At 42.2% G+C, this 16,354-nt stretch carries 14 protein-coding genes; 7 read left to right on the plus strand and 7 right to left on the minus strand.

The features are described 5' to 3' along the window. Positions 1 to 12: 12 nt before the first annotated feature. The 4 genes from BLR32_RS21280 to BLR32_RS21295 all read right to left on the minus strand — a co-directional run bounded on the left by BLR32_RS21280 (position 13) and on the right by BLR32_RS21295 (position 4,525). Positions 13 to 1,113 carry a S41 family peptidase gene (locus BLR32_RS21280; RefSeq protein ID WP_176842374.1) on the minus strand — a complete coding sequence of 367 codons (1,101 nt, stop codon included), beginning with the start codon at positions 1,111 to 1,113 and terminating at the stop codon, positions 13 to 15. 363 nt (positions 1,114 to 1,476) lie between these two features. Next, entirely contained in the window at positions 1,477 to 2,598 is a 1,122-nt protein-coding gene (locus tag BLR32_RS21285; protein WP_089834871.1) for an FAD-dependent monooxygenase, read from the minus strand. Positions 2,599 to 2,643: 45 nt separating this feature from the next. Beyond that, a complete protein-coding gene (locus BLR32_RS21290; protein WP_089834872.1) occupies positions 2,644 to 3,462 on the minus strand; it encodes a helix-turn-helix domain-containing protein in 819 nt (272 codons plus the stop codon). Between the two features lie 40 nt (positions 3,463 to 3,502). Then, a complete protein-coding gene (locus BLR32_RS21295; protein WP_089834873.1) occupies positions 3,503 to 4,525 on the minus strand; it encodes an LLM class flavin-dependent oxidoreductase in 1,023 nt (340 codons plus the stop codon). Between the two features lie 376 nt (positions 4,526 to 4,901). Between BLR32_RS21295 and BLR32_RS21300 the strand changes: the two genes are divergently transcribed. Both BLR32_RS21300 and BLR32_RS21305 read left to right on the plus strand, forming a co-directional pair. Continuing rightward, positions 4,902 to 5,744, plus strand: a complete 843-nt coding sequence (locus BLR32_RS21300; protein WP_089834874.1) for a helix-turn-helix domain-containing protein — start codon at positions 4,902 to 4,904, stop codon at positions 5,742 to 5,744. A 71-nt stretch (positions 5,745 to 5,815) separates the two neighbouring features. After that, positions 5,816 to 6,958 (plus strand): epoxide hydrolase family protein, encoded by a 1,143-nt coding sequence (locus tag BLR32_RS21305; protein ID WP_089834875.1) that lies wholly within the window; start codon positions 5,816 to 5,818, stop codon positions 6,956 to 6,958. A gap of 59 nt (positions 6,959 to 7,017) precedes the next feature. On the opposite strand, the gene BLR32_RS21310 is transcribed toward BLR32_RS21305, so the two are convergent. Continuing rightward, on the minus strand, positions 7,018 to 7,926 hold the full coding sequence (locus BLR32_RS21310) for an archaemetzincin (protein ID WP_089834876.1): 909 nt from the start codon (positions 7,924 to 7,926) through the stop codon (positions 7,018 to 7,020). 409 nt (positions 7,927 to 8,335) lie between these two features. Between BLR32_RS21310 and BLR32_RS21315 the strand changes: the two genes are divergently transcribed. Then, positions 8,336 to 9,034 carry a hypothetical protein gene (locus tag BLR32_RS21315; RefSeq protein ID WP_089834877.1) on the plus strand — a complete coding sequence of 233 codons (699 nt, stop codon included), beginning with the start codon at positions 8,336 to 8,338 and terminating at the stop codon, positions 9,032 to 9,034. A gap of 12 nt (positions 9,035 to 9,046) precedes the next feature. Here the strand turns inward: BLR32_RS21315 and BLR32_RS21320 are convergent, their stop codons facing one another. Beyond that, positions 9,047 to 9,307, minus strand: coding sequence for an alpha/beta fold hydrolase (locus BLR32_RS21320; RefSeq protein WP_089834878.1), 261 nt, complete (start codon positions 9,305 to 9,307; stop codon positions 9,047 to 9,049). Next, positions 9,247 to 9,951 (minus strand): alpha/beta fold hydrolase, encoded by a 705-nt coding sequence (locus tag BLR32_RS21325; protein ID WP_143011538.1) that lies wholly within the window; start codon positions 9,949 to 9,951, stop codon positions 9,247 to 9,249. The genes BLR32_RS21320 and BLR32_RS21325 overlap by 61 nt, the downstream gene beginning before the upstream one ends. A 252-nt stretch (positions 9,952 to 10,203) precedes the next feature. Here BLR32_RS21325 and BLR32_RS21330 point away from each other — a divergent pair, with 252 nt between their 5' ends. The 4 genes from BLR32_RS21330 (at position 10,204) to BLR32_RS21345 (ending at position 16,354) form a co-directional block, all read left to right on the plus strand. Then, positions 10,204 to 10,812, plus strand: a complete 609-nt coding sequence (locus BLR32_RS21330) for a TetR/AcrR family transcriptional regulator (RefSeq protein WP_089834880.1) — start codon at positions 10,204 to 10,206, stop codon at positions 10,810 to 10,812. Between the two features lie 122 nt (positions 10,813 to 10,934). Beyond that, on the plus strand, positions 10,935 to 12,227 hold the full coding sequence (locus BLR32_RS21335) for a TolC family protein (protein WP_089834881.1): 1,293 nt from the start codon (positions 10,935 to 10,937) through the stop codon (positions 12,225 to 12,227). Positions 12,228 to 12,243: 16 nt separating this feature from the next. Continuing rightward, positions 12,244 to 13,293 carry an efflux RND transporter periplasmic adaptor subunit gene (locus BLR32_RS21340; protein ID WP_089834882.1) on the plus strand — a complete coding sequence of 350 codons (1,050 nt, stop codon included), beginning with the start codon at positions 12,244 to 12,246 and terminating at the stop codon, positions 13,291 to 13,293. Between the two features lie 10 nt (positions 13,294 to 13,303). Beyond that, a complete protein-coding gene (locus tag BLR32_RS21345) occupies positions 13,304 to 16,354 on the plus strand; it encodes an efflux RND transporter permease subunit (RefSeq protein WP_089834883.1) in 3,051 nt (1,016 codons plus the stop codon).

The following is a 16,354-nucleotide window of genomic DNA, read 5'->3' on the forward strand; positions in this document are numbered from 1 at the left end:
GTCGCTATAATCTTATTGCTTTGATATGAGCTTTAGTGCAAGTGCCTTTGCCATATCTTTTCCTGTTAAGATTTCCGTTATAGTAGGAAGAACCTGGTAGGTAGGTAAGACGCCGTGGCCATCACCAATACCAGTTGTAATCTGAAACGTAGTAGTGGAAATAAAACCTCTTATCTGCGTTTTAGGCAATGATATTTCTGTTGGGTTCCCACTGATGACAGACCTGTTGCCACCAGTTTCTTCCCCTATAAAAATAGCTCTTTGGGCCTGTTCAAGGCAGGCGCTGACAATTGCAGTGTTGGAAAAGCTACCGCCATTAATGAGCACAAATAACTTTCCTGTAAAATGATTGTTTTTGGGTTGAAGCAATCTCGCTTCTTCCCCTTGCAATAAGTAACGGCTTTGGTGGGCCAGTAAATAAGACAGAAGGTAGCGACCGGGCTCAAAATCCCCTCCCTGGTTATCACGTAGATCGAGAATAAGATTTGAGATCCGATCACGTTTTAACCTGGCAAAAATGCTGTCTATCGCGTATTTATAGCCTTGTTTGTAAATGGCTCCAAGCAAGTCCGCATCAAAGCTGCTGATAGTCAGGATGGCAGTTGCATTGTCCTTATTTTCCTCCAGGGTAATTCCTCTGTTTTCAACAGTGGGATACCGGATTTGGCGGAAGAATTGTATGCTGTCTTTTGTCAGGGCTTCTATCTGCTTTTTATAACGCCTGTCTTTATTGTCCTTTAGCTCCAGGTTGAATTGAGGAGGGTGGCCGTAGGCGAAACTATAGTACGCTGCAAAATAATGATTCAGTATCCAGACCGGATAAGTTTGATTGTACCCGTCCCTGATTTGTCTTGCCATGAGCCGTGACATGACAGCAGCTATATCTTCTCCGTTGATACTTATAATTTCTTCTCCTGTTCCAATACTGGTGTCGGATGAGCAGTTTTCAATGATATAAAGCCTTCCATCTGTATATGTCAATGAGAACGGAAGAAATCTGCCTGTGCTGTTATTGGCATCAGTAGTCGCCTCACTAGGCAGAAACATAGTGTGTCCATCGTCAATTTTAGAGTGCAGCAAGGTAATCAGACTTAAGAATTCCTGCTCACGCATAGGCTTGTCAATGGAATTGTAAAGACTGTCGAAAAAGGCGTCCAATGCTGGTTTAGGTGTATAACGATAAAGGTTAGGATGTAGTTTCTCCATTTTTGCTCTCAGAAACCGTAGATCGGTTTTTAATTCATTCTCATTGTATATCCGATTTATGCCGGATGATTGTATTTGTCCAAAACCAGAGATGGGAACAGACAACAGTAACAAAAGCAAATGGCAAATGAGGTAAAGTCGTGGCATACTTGAAAAATGGTAATATGGGAAAGTTAAGTAATATGGATGAAATGGAAAAGGGACAAAACATCTTTATGATGATCCGCCCCTTTAGCGAAGAGAAGAGGATCGTCCTCTACTCATTAAATGTTAGAAAGGAGTAGTTTGCGCATTTCTCTTCCGGATAGCCTCTTCTGTTCGGGGTACGAAAGACTCTACTATATTTATCCGGGCGGTGGTTTGAATCTCTTCAATATAGGGCCGTAGAATGTTGTTGTATTCCTGGAACGCCAACTCAAAGTTTCCATTGTGCTTTTCTATAGTATCAGCCAATGTCGCAGCTCCAATCATTGCCAGTGATGCACCGGATCCTGAAGCCGGTGAAGCGCAATAGGCTGCATCGCCAACGAGGGCTACTCTACCTTTCGTCCATGAAGGCATGATGATCTGACAGATCTTGTCGAAGTAAAAAGATTCTTCATTGTTTATTTCTTCCAGTAATTCTGTCGTTCTCCAGCTTTGTCCGGCGAATTGCTCCCGGATAATTTTTCTTTGTTGTTCTTCGTCGCGATAATTATAAGGGATTTCATTTTCTGAAAAGAAAGAAAAAACGATAGCCGTCTTGTCGCTGTAAGTGTTAAGCATAATCGCCTTATCCGGCACATTATACATTTGACTGGTGTTGGGTTTAGTTAGCAGTTTGTTTACGGTCGAAACGGAGAAGTATATTTGTAGAAAGCGGGAGTATTCAGCTTCATCGCCAAACCAGATTTTTCTTACGCCGGAATGTAAGCCATCGCACCCAAATACCAGGTCAAATGAACGTTGCAATCCATTCTTAGAAATAGCTATTATCTCAGTTTCTGTTTCCTTTAACTCTGCGATACTATCATTGAAGATAAATTCAACATCATGTTTAATCGTATCGAATAGAATGTTCACTAGTTTTTCGCGATCAATTTCGACGCCGTCTTCATCGTCGGGAGGTTGCGTATCCTGACCACTGAGCATCATCGATCCTTCTGTTATATCGTCGGCATTCTTAAATTCCCAGACTTCCGTAGTCAGTCTGTTTTCTTTCAACTGCTCAAAAATTCCCATACGCTTAGCGACGTCCACGGCTTTATCACGGACATCAACAGCTACGCCCCCGGTTCGTAGTTGGTTGGCCATTTCAACAACAGTTACTTTGTAACCTAATCTGTTCATCCAATAGGCAGTTGAAAGCCCGGCTATACTTGCACCTGAAACAAGTACTCTTAATGATTCCATTTTTTATGCGATTTTGATGCACAAAATTCCGGAATGCCACTGGAACTACTTTTGTATAAACGCGACAAAATCGCTGGTGATAGTCTGTTTCTTTTTTTTAATTTCCCGGGCAAATGCTGCAGGTGTAGTGTTACTATAGCGTTTGAATTCCCGGTTGAGATGAGGGCGATCTGTATAGCCCAGTTCTTCAGCCAGATCGGCAAGGTTGGTATCCGGATAGCACCATAACTTATCCCGGGCCTGCTCAAAGCGGATCAGCGCGGAAACGTCTTTGACGGTATGCCCGCTGGCCTGCTTAAAATTTCTTTCCAGGGTACGGACCGTGGCGTGAGCTACTGCAGCTATCTGGCTTACCGGAATGTTGCCACCTGCCTCCCTCATGACGTCTCCCGCTTTGAATAGCATACTATTGGTAGCAAGTTGGGCACGTACATTGAGGAAATACTGCTCTACCTCTGCCAACGCTTTTTCTATGTTGCCAGCCTCAATCAAGTTTTCCAGTTTAGGTTGAAGGCCGGCAATAGGATGTTCGAATATGCGGACACCGTCTTTATTTGACGGTAGTCCGAGAAGATCAAATACGGTCCAGGGGAAACACTTTATACCAATGACTTCTAACCGGTTTGCTGCATGTAAAAGAATAGGCTGGCCAAGCAGCCCAACCAGAAAAGGTGATGGCAATAATTGCAAACCTTCTCTGGTTGAAAGACTGAAGGCACTTCCGAAACAGAAAATTATCTCAGTATAGCCGTCAGGCAGTATCTCAAAGCCTGATGGTAGTGCGGTGAAGTCAATGCTGCCATACCAAAAGCCTTTTATGACCTCACGTAGCTCTTCGGCTGGTTCTTTGTCTTGATGTTGCATTCCTGATACTTCAATAATTAGCTTCGGATAGTTTAAAAAATTAACGCCAACCCAATCCGGGTGCAACATGTTTCAGGATAGAAGATAGTACGTGTACATTGTACTCGACTCCTAATGTATTGGGTATCGTCAGCAGCAGCGTGTCTGCCTCCCTGATAGCTTCGTCCTGCGCCAACTCCCTGATAAGCTGATCTGGTTCACCGGCATAGCTTCTGCCAAAAATGGCGCGTTGGTCTTTTTCAATATTACCGACTTTATCGACTCTATTGCTTTCCTGCCCGAAGTAATATCTGTCCTGATCATTCATCAGCGCAAAAATAGACCGGCTCACCGAAACCCTTGGCTCGCGTTGATGCCCGGCTTTTTTCCATGCTTCTTTGTACAACCTGATCTGTTCCGCTTGTTGGATGTGAAAAGGCTTACCGCTTTCGTCCAGTTTCAAAGTAGAGCTCTGCAGGTGCATTCCATTTTCTGCTGCCCAGATGGCTGTCGCATTAGAAGAAGCGCCCCACCAGATGCGTTCCCGTAATCCCTCAGAGTGAGGTTCCAGTCGTAATAAACCTGGTGGATTAGGAAACATCGGGAATGGATTAGGCTGGGCAAACCCGACTCCTTTGAGCTTTTCCAAAAATTGCAGCGCTTTATTGCGCCCCATATCTGCGTCTGTTTCTCCGGCAGCAGGTTCATATCCAAAATAACGCCACCCATCGATTACCTGTTCCGGCGAACCTCTGCTGATTCCCAACTGCAATCGCCCACCCGAAATTAAATCAGCGGCACCCGCATCTTCCACCATATAGAGGGGATTTTCATAACGCATGTCAATCACGCCTGTTCCAATCTCGATCATGCTTGTTTTGGCGCCTATAGCCGAAAGCAAAGGAAACGGAGATGCTAACTGAGCAGCAAAATGATGTACCCGGAAATATGCGCCATCTAAACCGATTTCTTCGGCGGCAACGGCTAGATCAATGGACTGAAGCAATGTATCACTCGCCGTACGGGTTTTGTAGGCTGGATGATTGGACCAATGTCCGAACGATAAAAATCCTATTTTCTTCATAAGTCCCTTTTTCAATTGTAAAATACCCTTACAAAGGTAGATATCATAATGTTGTCAAGTATCAATTTTCTTCCTTACTCTTTCCGGCGCCTCAGGAGCCATCTTTATGAAAATTGTAAAAACAAAAACAGTAAAAAATTGATCTGAAGTATTTTAATCTTGAGAACGAAAACTATAAACTCAAAAATTGCGGTTATGTAATTAACCTGCGAAATTTCGCTGTAACCGATGCAAATGGTGATGTAACCAGTGGCTGGACATTAACAATATTTTTTTGATATTGTTATCAAGCTATTATCAAACCTTGTCTTAAGGGATAAATCAGCTATATTTAGGCAACCAGGTATTTAATTGGCAGAGATCATCCATAGTTGCTATGCTATTCCATAAACATATACCATGCCTTCCTTTGTCTGACTACATTCAACATATCGTGTATGTTAGTGGTTCAACAGCAAACATCCCATATATTAAGGAACTGCCGGATAAGGGTGTAAATCTTGTCATTGAGCTACAGGAAAAAACTATCAATATTGCATTTCTCGATACTGACCGGAAGGAAAAGATGATCATGAAAAATGCGTGGATATCAGGAACCCAAAAACAGGCTATCTTATATCAGAATCAAACAGCATCAACTATTATTAGTATACGCTTTACAGTCGGAGGCTTCTATGCATTGACAAAGATACCTATAACGGCAATACAGCCGGTTTGTGTCGAGGCCGAATTGCTTTTAGGCAATTCCTTTAAGCATTTATATCAAAAACTCATCAATACAAATGATGTCCGTCAACTATTCGGATTGATCGAAAGCTATTTCCTGCAATACCTCGGCGACCAGCGTTTTAAAGATTCTCTGGCAAAATTTATTGATAAAAACATTGACAAACCCATAGACTGGCTGGTACAGAAATCCGGTTACTCGCAGAAACATGTGATACACGTCGTTAAACAACACACTGGCTTTTCGCCCAAATACCTGCAAAGGCTCCATAGATTCCAAAAGGTAATCAGAGATATCCAGGCCTTTAAGGGAAAAACAGACTGGATGACTATTGTTAATGAGTATGATTATTTTGATCAGGCGCATTTTATCAAGGAATTTTCACAGTTTACCGGCATCAAACCAACACAATATTTACTATCGCAACTTGAAGTGGCAGATAATCAACTGGTTGCAGATATGATCTTACAACCTCCTTCTGATCATCCCTAGCCTATGGGGGTAGGTAAATTTTTTACAATGAGGGCAGGCCACAGGCGGCTACCTTTGTTAAAAAAAAGACAATGACGCAGATCACACCTTTCAAAATAGCTGTACCACAGGAAGTATTGAACGATCTATCAACAAGATTACAGCAAACACGCTGGACGGATGAACCGGAAAATGCGGGTTGGAATTATGGAACAGACCCAACTTATTTACGTGAACTGGTAGATCATTGGCAACATAAATATGATTGGAGAGCGCAGGAAGCGGCGCTGAATAAATTTCCCCAGTTTAAAACAACAATAGACGGTATTACCATTCATTTCATACATATTAAGGGGAAATCGAAAAATGCCAAACCATTGATCTTAACACATGGTTGGCCCGATAGCTTCTACAGGTTCCATAAGGTAATCCCAATGCTGACAGATCCTGCAAGTTATGGTGGCAATGCAGAGCAGGCCTTTGACCTTGTTATACCTTCAATACCTGGTTTTGGGTTTTCTGACCGTATTCCCCAGAGTAGCGATAAAACTGCAGGTTTATGGGCCAGGTTAATGACAGATGTTTTAGGATATCAGTCGTTTTTTGCCGCTGGGGGAGATATTGGTTCAACGATCAGCAAGTCGTTGGCCAATCAATACCCTTCGCTGGTCTCCGCTATTCATATCACGGATGTCGGCTATCCGAATGGGAGTGAAGATTGGTCAACAATGTCAGGTCCGGAGCAGGAGTTTGGCCGCTTTATTCAACAATGGTTTTTTGCTGAAGGTGCTTTTAACCTGATTCAGACTACCAAACCACAGACATTAGGTTATGGCTTAAACGACTCTCCCGTAGGATTAGCTTCATGGATCGTGGAGAAGTTTCATGGTTGGTCCGGGAAACCTGAAAACCTTGACGACCACTACACTAAAGATGAGCTGATCACTAATATCATGATATACTGGGTTACGCATACTATTAATACCTCTATCCGGACATATGCCGAAGAAAGTAAGGCTGCATGGACTACAGGGCTTAAATCAGACATGAAAGTCGAAGTTCCGACCGGCGTATCCCTGTTCCCGGGAGAAGCCCCTTTCCCGATAGAATGGGTCAAGAGGAAAGTAAATGCACAATCATTTAATATTATTGAAAAAGGCAGCCATTTCGCGGCGCTGAATGCTCCTGATCTGTTTGCAAAAGAGCTTAGAGACTTTTTCTACAGCAGATCTTAATTAACATCCTGTAAAAGTAAAGCCTTCATGTCAAAAGATTTGAAGGCTTTACTTTTTTGCTATATCGCATCCTGGTCTGCTTTGAAGATTTGCCAATCATGCTGCAGGCCATTATTTTTACAGAAATCCGCCAATTGTTTCAACCTGCGTCTATTATTGTAAGCAATATTCCAGAACAGTTTTTTCTGACATTCAGAACAAAGGCGCAGCGGACTTCGGTCGGTTTCCCGCAGACCGTTGGAACCATTCATCACACAGCTTGCATATACGCAATGATGTATGGAAAACATGTGACCTATCTCATGCGAAGAAATATTTGCCAGTCTTCTGAGGCAGGTTTTGTAATTAGTAGTATCCAGGTGTTCGTCCTGTAAACGATAAATAGAAGAAACGCCTACCCGCTTTGTATATGATGCCAATCCGAATACATAGTTCCACGAATCTTTAGGATAAAGGTCTTTTGCACTGAGTGCCAGGAGTGCTATGCCGTCAGAAGGACATTTGCCTTTCAACAGACTATCCAGGAGATAAGAAGCAAGTAATTGCGTATGGCCGTCATGCTCTCTGGATGCAACGACTGTAGCAATACTGTCAGTAACAGCTGGCAGTAAAACCGTCCGCATCTGAAAGAAAATTTCAACATACTCCCTTACCTGTTTCAATGCAGCCTGCTGAAGATCGGTGAAATCGCCCACGGGCATAAGATAAATAGTAGAATGATTAGGACCCTGCCTCACAGGATTACTCTTCTTATAAGCATCCAGATGTTGCCTCTTCTCGTTATGCGAATAGCGCCAATCGCCGGCCTCTGGTACTGTCAGCGGAATATCATTGCCGTCTATAGCATTGAAATAGGCTGGGTCATTCGTATCTGCCGGTTCTTTGCTGATACAGGAGGCAAAAGAGCAAGTGAGTATAAGTGATAATGTAAATACTGTTAAAGAGAATGGTCGGCATAGTATTGTCATGGTACAGCGGTTGAGAAAGTAAAGTTGTGATAGCCAACAATCATTTGGCGTAGCACTCCTTTAAGATGCAAAGTCTTTGCTTTTCCATAATGCAGGTTCTTCATTAGTGTTGCTATTCGCTTAACTATATGACCGAACCGATTGATTAGAAGTATATATTTCATTTATATTGGAGGGCGATACCTGATTTCCGTGGAATTATCTGGCTCGCTGGTAATCACAACTTTTTTCCAGACATCTTGAAAAAATAATCGCCAATAGTTATTTCTGATGAAAATATCGTATCATCGCGGAAGTACCGACATTGGTGATAATGCCCAACGACCCGCATCCCAGGTTCGGACTGCCGACCAACCATCGGCGCGATTCAAATTCCACAGCTACGTATCTTTTGACAACTTTTCGTAAAATGAAGCTATACCTCGTATCTATTTTATTGTTCTTTTCTGCTTGCTCATCGATTTCGTTAGAGAAAAGAACCAGCGTTCCAGGTAAAGTGCCGTTCGTAATTAATATCGTAGACCCCAACGCGCCAGGCAACTTTTATGACCGCCTGTATGACAGTTTAGATAAACATATCTACACAATAAACAAATCTGGGTTAAGTACAATAATCAATGGAGATGAAGACAAAGATCAGTTCATCGGTTGGCTATTTACCCAATTCGAAGATAGATTTTCAGGTATTAGTCTCAAAGCAGGCTCGAAAATTGACAAAGACAGAACATCCGAAGAAGTCAGACTAAAAAACAAACTCAATTCACGAACGGATAAATTCTCGTTTACTACAAAATTCAGAGTCGATTCGATACCAGATGAATATCTTTATCCTGATCTTTGGAAAAAAGCGACAGCTAACAATAAATTTGAAAAAGAAATTCAGGCTGAATTTGAGTCATTTGGAAGAATCGGATTATTCAGACACGCTTATGGGAATAGTGACACTCTTTTCCCATACGGATATAAACTTCCAATAGACATTACCGTAAATTACTACTTAACAGAAGAAAAAAGGTGGTTTAAATCAACATTCACAATAGCAGCAAAAACTGTAGTTTACCATCAACTCAAATTCAAACAAGTCGATGTTGCCGTAGCAAATGAGTAGGGGGGAGCGATTTTATTTATGGTCAAGGGCTTCGTTTGTGAAAAATGCCCTGAACAGGGTGGAAACTTCCGAAGGCAGCTCTTCCATTAAAAAATGACTTGCACCTAACTGTTCGCCGGTGACGTTATCACACCAGCTTTGCCATATAACAAGCGGATCACCAAAACCTGTCACAAAACCATCAGAAGACCATAATGCAAGTAACGGACAGGTCACTTTCTCGCCTTTCTGCCTGCTTTGCTGTTCATCTTCCAGGTCAAGCGTATTGCCCATGCGGTATTCAGCAAAAATAGCACGCCTTGATGCCGGATTCCCAAAACAACGGGAGTATTCGCTCCGGGCGAAAGAATCAAAAACGCTTTGCCTCCCGACCAACTATGCAGGATATGTTCGAGGTAGAATTCATGGCTTGCTGCAAGCAAAGTTTCGGGTAAAGGGCTGGGTTGGCCCATTAACCACCAGTTGCCAAGCGAAGAGGCAAGCTTAAAGTTTAGCCGGTCAGCGATATCGGCGGTTGGTATAATATCGAGCATAGCCACCTTTTGGACATGATGTGGAAAATCCAGGCATAGACGAAATGCTACTCTTGCCCCACGATCATGGCCTGCCAGGGAAAATTGCCTATACCCGAGCTTTTCCATGAAAGCTACCAGCAGACGGGCCATATTGCGTTTAGTATAGCGGTCATCTCCACCACTGGCGGTTACAATAGAATCACCATAACCAGGTAGGTCTGGCATGATAAGCATGAACCTATCTTCAAGAAAGGGTGCTATTTGAAACCAGGCAACATGTGTTTCAGGAAAGCCATGAAGCAGCAGCAGTGGCCACCCCTTACCGGAGATGCTGTAAGCAATACTTGCTTCCGGTAGTTCAATATAGCGGGTTTCTGGCAATTCGGTCATGACTTTTTGCAAGTGATCAAAATTGAGCACAAATGTTGTGCCGTTGGCGGATAAGGTTCATTCAAACGAATTAATACATCGTTCTGCAAATAGCTGCCGGATCAAGAAAATTGATAATAAATTTGTTTTATTGAACAGTGTTCAATAAGTTTGCATCAGAATAGTGATAAATCCAGGCAGACATGCTGCCGTTACTATATCGGGCATAGTCCCGGTATGGCTGACTAAGTATATAACTAAAGTTTACGTTTTAAATTATTGATAATGGGTATTGCAGAGAGAAAACAAGAGGAAAAACAAGAAATGACCAAACGGATATTAGACGGTGCCCGTAAAGTATTCCTCGAGAAAGGCTATGAGCAGACAAGTATGCGCAATATCGCCAATGAAATCAATTACAGCCCGGGCTTGCTCTATTTTTATTTTAAAGATAAAGGTGAAATTTTCCATGAGCTACACAGAGAGGGGTTTCGGTTGCTGCTCAGCCAGTTAATGGTGTTGAACAAGGTGGCAGATCCATTTGAACGGTTAAAAGCTATGGGGCATGTTTTTATTGAATTTGCGCAGCATAATAAGGACTATTATAATTTGATGTTTATCGTTGAAGTACCGGCAAAAATGCCTGAAAGCAGCGGCTTTATGATAGCGCAGGAAGCGATTAGCCTGCTGGCTTCTACTGTAAAAGAATGTCAACAGAAAGGCCGGTTTAAGGATATGGACGTTGAATATTTCACATTTATGATCCTTTCAACCTTACATGGCATCTGTGCCTTGTTCTGCAAAGATCGTACGGCAAGCTTTGTGAATAAGACCAATGAAGAGCTTATGCTACATGGTTATGAGTGTTTTATTGCTCTGCTCGAAAAGAGCTGAGCTTTTTTTTGCCATATTATTGAACAGTGTTTAAATTTATTACGGTGATTAATCTAAGGTCTAAAAACAAGGTGTCTCGAAGTCATCTTCTCGTAGCCCTCTTCATTGCGGCAACTCATCCAATGAGCGCCCAGCATAAATTGGACGAATATATCCAGGAGGGACTTTCTTCTAACCAGAGCATTAAGCAGCAGACTTTTATACTCGACAAAAACGTGTACGCACTGAAGGAGGCTAAAAGTATGTTCCTGCCAGACGTTTCCTTTTCAACGACCTATACAAAAGCGGATGGGGGACGAACGATAGATTTCCCAACTGGCGACTTATTAAACGGTGCTTATGCCACGCTGAACCAGCTGACTGGAAGTAATTCATTTCCTCAGCTCAAAAATCAGCGCATTCTGCTAAATCCCGATAATTTTTATGATGCTAAGTTTCGTACAACTTTGCCAATTCTGAATGCAGAACTTATCTATAATAAAAGAATTAAACTACAGCAGGTTGATTTGCAAAAAGCAGAAGTATTGCTTTACAAACGTGAATTAGTAAAAGAGATTAAAACGGCTTATTATAACTATGTAAAAGCCATTAATGCCACTGAGATCTATAAATCATCACTTCGGCTTGTAGAGGAAGGACAACGAATTAATACAGCACTTTTTAATAACAGCAAAGTAAACCGTACCGCGGTTATACGCAGTACAAATGAAGTATCGAAAATAAACGCCTCACTTATTGCCGCAACCAAAACGGCGGAGTCGGCCCGTTACTATTTCAATTTCCTGCTGAACCGTTCTTCTACAGATAGTATACTCCTGGATGATATCACAGAATTACCGAAGCAGGATTACTTACCGGCTGAAAATGTAAGCAGCAGAGAAGAACTGGCCAAGCTCCGGATTGCAAAAGATATTAATAACAACTTAAACGGGCTTGCAAAATCATATCTCATCCCTAAGATAGGCACTTATCTGGATCTGGGTTCACAAGCCTTCGACTGGCAATTTAACAATCATAGCCGCTACTATTTCCTGGGAGTGTCGCTGGAATGGAATCTCTTTTCATTTGGTAAGAATTCCTACAAAATAAAACAGACGGTTGCCACCCGTCAAAGTATAGAAGCCCAGACTGATTATGTAGCGCAACAGCTCACTACTGAGTTAAAAGTTCGTCAGAATGAGATGCAAAGTGCAGTTGCTGAATATAAAGCAGCGCAATCACAGCTAACAACCGCGCAAACCTATTACGATGATGTATTGAAATTATACAAGGAAGGAATGGCCATTTATATTGAACTGCTGGATGCACAAAATCAATTGATCAATGCCCGCCTGAATGCCAACATCGCTCTTTTCGATACCTGGATTTCCTACACAGCTGTAGAACGCGCCAACGCCAGTTTCATTATTCAATAAATAAAAGATAACTAATATGAATAAAATACAATTGCTCAGTCTTATTGCAGCAATATCAGTTTTATATTCCTGCAAGGAAGAAAACAAATCAAAGAATTCACTGGGAGATACAGATGTTATCCCCGTAAAGATATCAGCGGTATCTGCATTAGGCTTAGCCAGAAGTATAAATGCAACAGGCCTTGTAACCACAGAAAACGAGGCTAAGTATTCTTTCAAAATAGGAGGCGTCATCAGCCGTGTTTTTGTAGAAGAAGGCCAGTTCTTTAAGAAAGGCCAGTTGCTTGCCACACTCAATTCAACGGAAATTTCTGCTGGCCTGGCACAATCCAGTTTAAATGTAGACAAGGCCCAGCGTGATTATGAACGCGCAGCCAGCCTGTACAAAGACGGTGTTTTTACTTTAGAGCAGCTTCAAAATACCAAAACAGCGCTGGATATTGCTCAAAAAGCAAAAGAAGCAACAGCTTTTAACGAACGCTATTCAAAAATATACGCGGCAGCGGACGGGTTTGTAAGTCAAAAAATGGCGAATGAAGGAGAAGTAGTTGACCCGGGAACGCCGGTTCTTTCCATTAACGAAACACGGGGCAACGATAACTATCTGCTTAGGGTTGGTGTTACTGACCGCGAATGGTCTCTTATCAGCCTGGGCCAGACAGCCAAAGTAACCCTTGATGGATATGCTGATAAGGAGATAGACGCTTTCGTGTTTCGTAAATCGCAGGCGGCAGATCGTGCACTTGGCTCCTTTCAGATAGAACTGAAATTGAAATTAAAGGACGTAAAACCTGCAGTAGGCATGTTTGGCAAAGCAGAAATATCTACCAGCCAGGACGAAAATGTAAAGGTCATCCCATACAGCTCTTTAGTGGAAGCCGATGGCGATAAAGCTTTCGTATTTACGCCCGATGGAACTGGTAAGGTTAAGAAAGTGCCGGTAACTATTTCAAAGATTGATAATGACCAGGTTTACCTGAGAGATGGACTTGCCGGCGTGAATGAGATTGTGATATCTAACAGTGCCTATCTCAACGAAAAATCTACCATAAAAATTATCAGGTAATACTACAGATATGAAGATTACAAACTTTGCCGTTAAAAATTATCAGTTCACACTCATTATATTCCTGCTGTTTGCAGTTGTAGGTGTACTCACCTTGTTTACAATGCCCCGTTCGGAAGATCCGACCATCCATCCACCGGAATATCTCATCACCGTCATATATCCAGGCACCAGTCCTAAAGATATGGAAGAGCAGGTGGCAAAGCCCATTGAAAACAAGATTTACGGCCTGGAAAACATTGACAAAATGCTTACTACCGTTGAGGATGGCATTGCTGTCATCCAGCCGAAATTTAAATATGGGGTTGATGTCGACAACAAGTACCAGGAGATATCTACAGAAATAAATGCTTTGAAAAACAGTGAACTTCCTAAAGATATTTACCTGATCAAAACAGAAAAGATTTCTTCTTCCGACGTCAAAGTTTTACAGGTGGCTTTAGTTTCCAATAACGCTTCTGATAAATTGATGAGAGATGAAGCTGACATACTTAAGAGCCGCCTGGAAAAAATAACAAACCTTAAAGAAGTCAGGTATTTTGGAATGCCGGAGCAGGAAATCCGGGTGGATGTACAGCTGGATAAACTGGCACAACTAAAAATCCCGCTCAACCTGGTTGTAGGCAGTTTACAAAGTGAAGCGGCAGATATTCCGGGGGGAAGCATTAACCTTGACAGCAAAGTTTTTAATGTAAAGACCAGCGGTAAATTTAAGGACATCGAGGATGTCGCCGGCACTGTCATATACAATGCGAACGGAAAAATTGTTTACCTGAAAGATGTGGCTGAGATAAGTTATAGGAACGAAACGGTCAACCACATTACGCGCATAAATGGGCACCGCTGTGTGCTTGTTACAGCGGCGATGAAAGACAAAGTTAATATAGCGAAAGTGCAGGAGGAGTTCACCCCCATACTCGACGAATTTTCCAAAGCGCTGCCTTCTAATATCCGGCTGGTTAAAAATTTTGACCAGGCTACTATGGTTTCGCAAAGATTAGGACATCTTGGATTTGATTTTGGCCTTGCCATTCTCTTGGTAGTCATTACTCTATTGCCATTAGGGTTTAGGGCGTCACTCATTGTAATGATTTCTATTCCGCTTTCCTTAGCGTTAGGGCTTATCGCATTGAACATACTAGGGTACTCATTAAACCAATTAAGTATCGTTGGGCTTGTTGTTGCTCTGGGATTGCTGGTGGATGACAGTATTGTAGTGGTAGAAAATATAGAGCGGTGGCTCAGGGAAGGGCACTCGCGAAAAGATGCTATTCTAAAGGGTACAAAACAAATCGGCATAGCAGTAATAGGTTGTACAGCTACCTTAGTAATTGCCTTTTTGCCACTGGCCTTCCTTCCCGACACAGCCGGTGAATTTATCCGTAGCCTGCCTATGGCTGTTATCACCAGCGTGTTGGCATCAATGATCGTGGCATTAACGCTTGTTCCGTTCATTGGAAGCCGGATACTGAAAACCCACACGCATGGAGAAGGAAACTTTTTCCTTAAATACCTGCAGAGATTCCTGACCTACAGTTACAAGGGTATTATGCCCTTAGCCTTGAAATGGCCTAAAGTAACTATTGGTTTATCATTAATCGTCAGTGCATTGGCTTTTTTCCTATTTACTAAAGCAGGATTCAAATTGTTTCCTACCTCCGAAAAGCCAATGTTCCTGATCAATATCAAAATGCCTCTGCAGGCCGATATTCCGGAAAGTGACCGCGTGACTAAACTCGTGGAAGACGAGTTAAAGCAGCACAAAGAGATTGTGTATTATACGAGCAATGTGGGTAAAGGTAATCCGCAGATATATTACAATGTACACCAACAGGACATTAAGCCCGACTTTGCCCAGGTTTTTGTGCAGATGGATCAGGAGGCCAGCCCTACCTCAAAAATAGATTTAATCAGGCGGTTAAGGCAAAGGTTTAAAGATTTCCCTTACGCAAAAATAGAAGTAAAAGATTTTGAACAGGGTACTCCAATAGAGGCGAACATAGTAGTCAGGGTTTTTGGTGAAGATCCGGATAAACTGCGCGAGCTGTCCTTTAAAGTGGAGGATATCTTACGTAAGCATCCAGGCACCGTTTACATCAATAACGAGTTAAACACCTACAAGTCGGATGTCAAGATAAAAATAAACAAAGAAAAGGCGCGCACGTTGGGTGTGCTTACAAGCGACATTGATAAGGTGATTCGATTAGCGGTTGCAGGGTTAACCGTTGGTGATTATATAGACGACAGGGGCGACTCCCGCAATGTTGTCATAACGCTTGCCCGGGATAAATTTTCAAATTTGGATGCATTCAAAAACCTGTATGTAAATAACATACAAGGGGTTCCTGTATTGGTAAGCCAGATTGCAACCATTTCTTTTGAAACATCACCCACGGCTATAAATCATTTTAATAAATCCCGTTTCGTTAAAGTAACCTCTCTTACCAGGGAAAATGTATATGCCAACGATGTACTGAAGGATATTGTTCCGCAACTGAACAATCTTAAAATGCCTCCTGGCTACTATTATAAGCTGTCTGGTGAAGCGGAATCAGAGGGAGATACACTGGGAGGGAACTTCCTGTCAGTTATTCTGTTAAGTACATTCCTCTTTATTGGAGTGCTATTATTGCAATTTAAAACCTTTAAAGGGATCATCATTGTACTCTCAATTATCCCGTTGGGGATTCTCGGAGGCGTGGTAATGCTGCTTATTTCCGGCAATCCGATGTCATTGGTTTCCATCATTGGATTTATTGGGCTGTCGGGTATACAGGTCAAAAATTCTCTTTTGCTCGTTGATTTTACCAATCAATTACGGGCTGAAGGATATAACATAGATGATGCGATTAGTATGGCAGGTGAAACCCGTTTCCTGCCAGTTGTACTTACCTCGATAACCGCCATTTGCGGATTAATTCCTCTTGCTATGAATCCAAATCCACTGATAGCGCCACTGGCAATTGTATTAATTGGAGGACTCATAAGTTCTACTATACTGTCCAGGATTGTAACGCCGGTAATGTATAAACTTATACCACCTTCCATTGAAAGCATTTAA

The sequence above is a fragment of the Chitinophaga filiformis genome, assembly GCF_900102545.1.
In the GTDB taxonomy this organism is placed as follows: Bacteria; Bacteroidota; Bacteroidia; order Chitinophagales; family Chitinophagaceae; genus Chitinophaga; species Chitinophaga filiformis.

Excerpts from the sequence above, each read along its gene's own strand:
- BLR32_RS21280 (WP_176842374.1), bottom strand. The coding sequence starts at position 1,113 with ATGCGTGAGCAGGAATTCTTAAGTCTGATTACCTTGCTGCACTCTAAA.
- BLR32_RS21285 (WP_089834871.1), bottom strand. The coding sequence starts at position 2,598 with ATGGAATCATTAAGAGTACTTGTTTCAGGTGCAAGTATAGCCGGGCTT.
- BLR32_RS21290 (WP_089834872.1), bottom strand. The coding sequence starts at position 3,462 with ATGCAACATCAAGACAAAGAACCAGCCGAAGAGCTACGTGAGGTCATA.
- BLR32_RS21295 (WP_089834873.1), bottom strand. The coding sequence starts at position 4,525 with ATGAAGAAAATAGGATTTTTATCGTTCGGACATTGGTCCAATCATCCA.
- BLR32_RS21300 (WP_089834874.1), top strand. The coding sequence starts at position 4,902 with ATGCTATTCCATAAACATATACCATGCCTTCCTTTGTCTGACTACATT.
- BLR32_RS21305 (WP_089834875.1), top strand. The coding sequence starts at position 5,816 with ATGACGCAGATCACACCTTTCAAAATAGCTGTACCACAGGAAGTATTG.
- BLR32_RS21310 (WP_089834876.1), bottom strand. The coding sequence starts at position 7,926 with ATGACAATACTATGCCGACCATTCTCTTTAACAGTATTTACATTATCA.
- BLR32_RS21315 (WP_089834877.1), top strand. The coding sequence starts at position 8,336 with ATGAAGCTATACCTCGTATCTATTTTATTGTTCTTTTCTGCTTGCTCA.
- BLR32_RS21320 (WP_089834878.1), bottom strand. The coding sequence starts at position 9,307 with ATGGGCAATACGCTTGACCTGGAAGATGAACAGCAAAGCAGGCAGAAA.
- BLR32_RS21330 (WP_089834880.1), top strand. The coding sequence starts at position 10,204 with ATGGGTATTGCAGAGAGAAAACAAGAGGAAAAACAAGAAATGACCAAA.
- BLR32_RS21335 (WP_089834881.1), top strand. The coding sequence starts at position 10,935 with ATGAGCGCCCAGCATAAATTGGACGAATATATCCAGGAGGGACTTTCT.
- BLR32_RS21340 (WP_089834882.1), top strand. The coding sequence starts at position 12,244 with ATGAATAAAATACAATTGCTCAGTCTTATTGCAGCAATATCAGTTTTA.
- BLR32_RS21345 (WP_089834883.1), top strand. The coding sequence starts at position 13,304 with ATGAAGATTACAAACTTTGCCGTTAAAAATTATCAGTTCACACTCATT.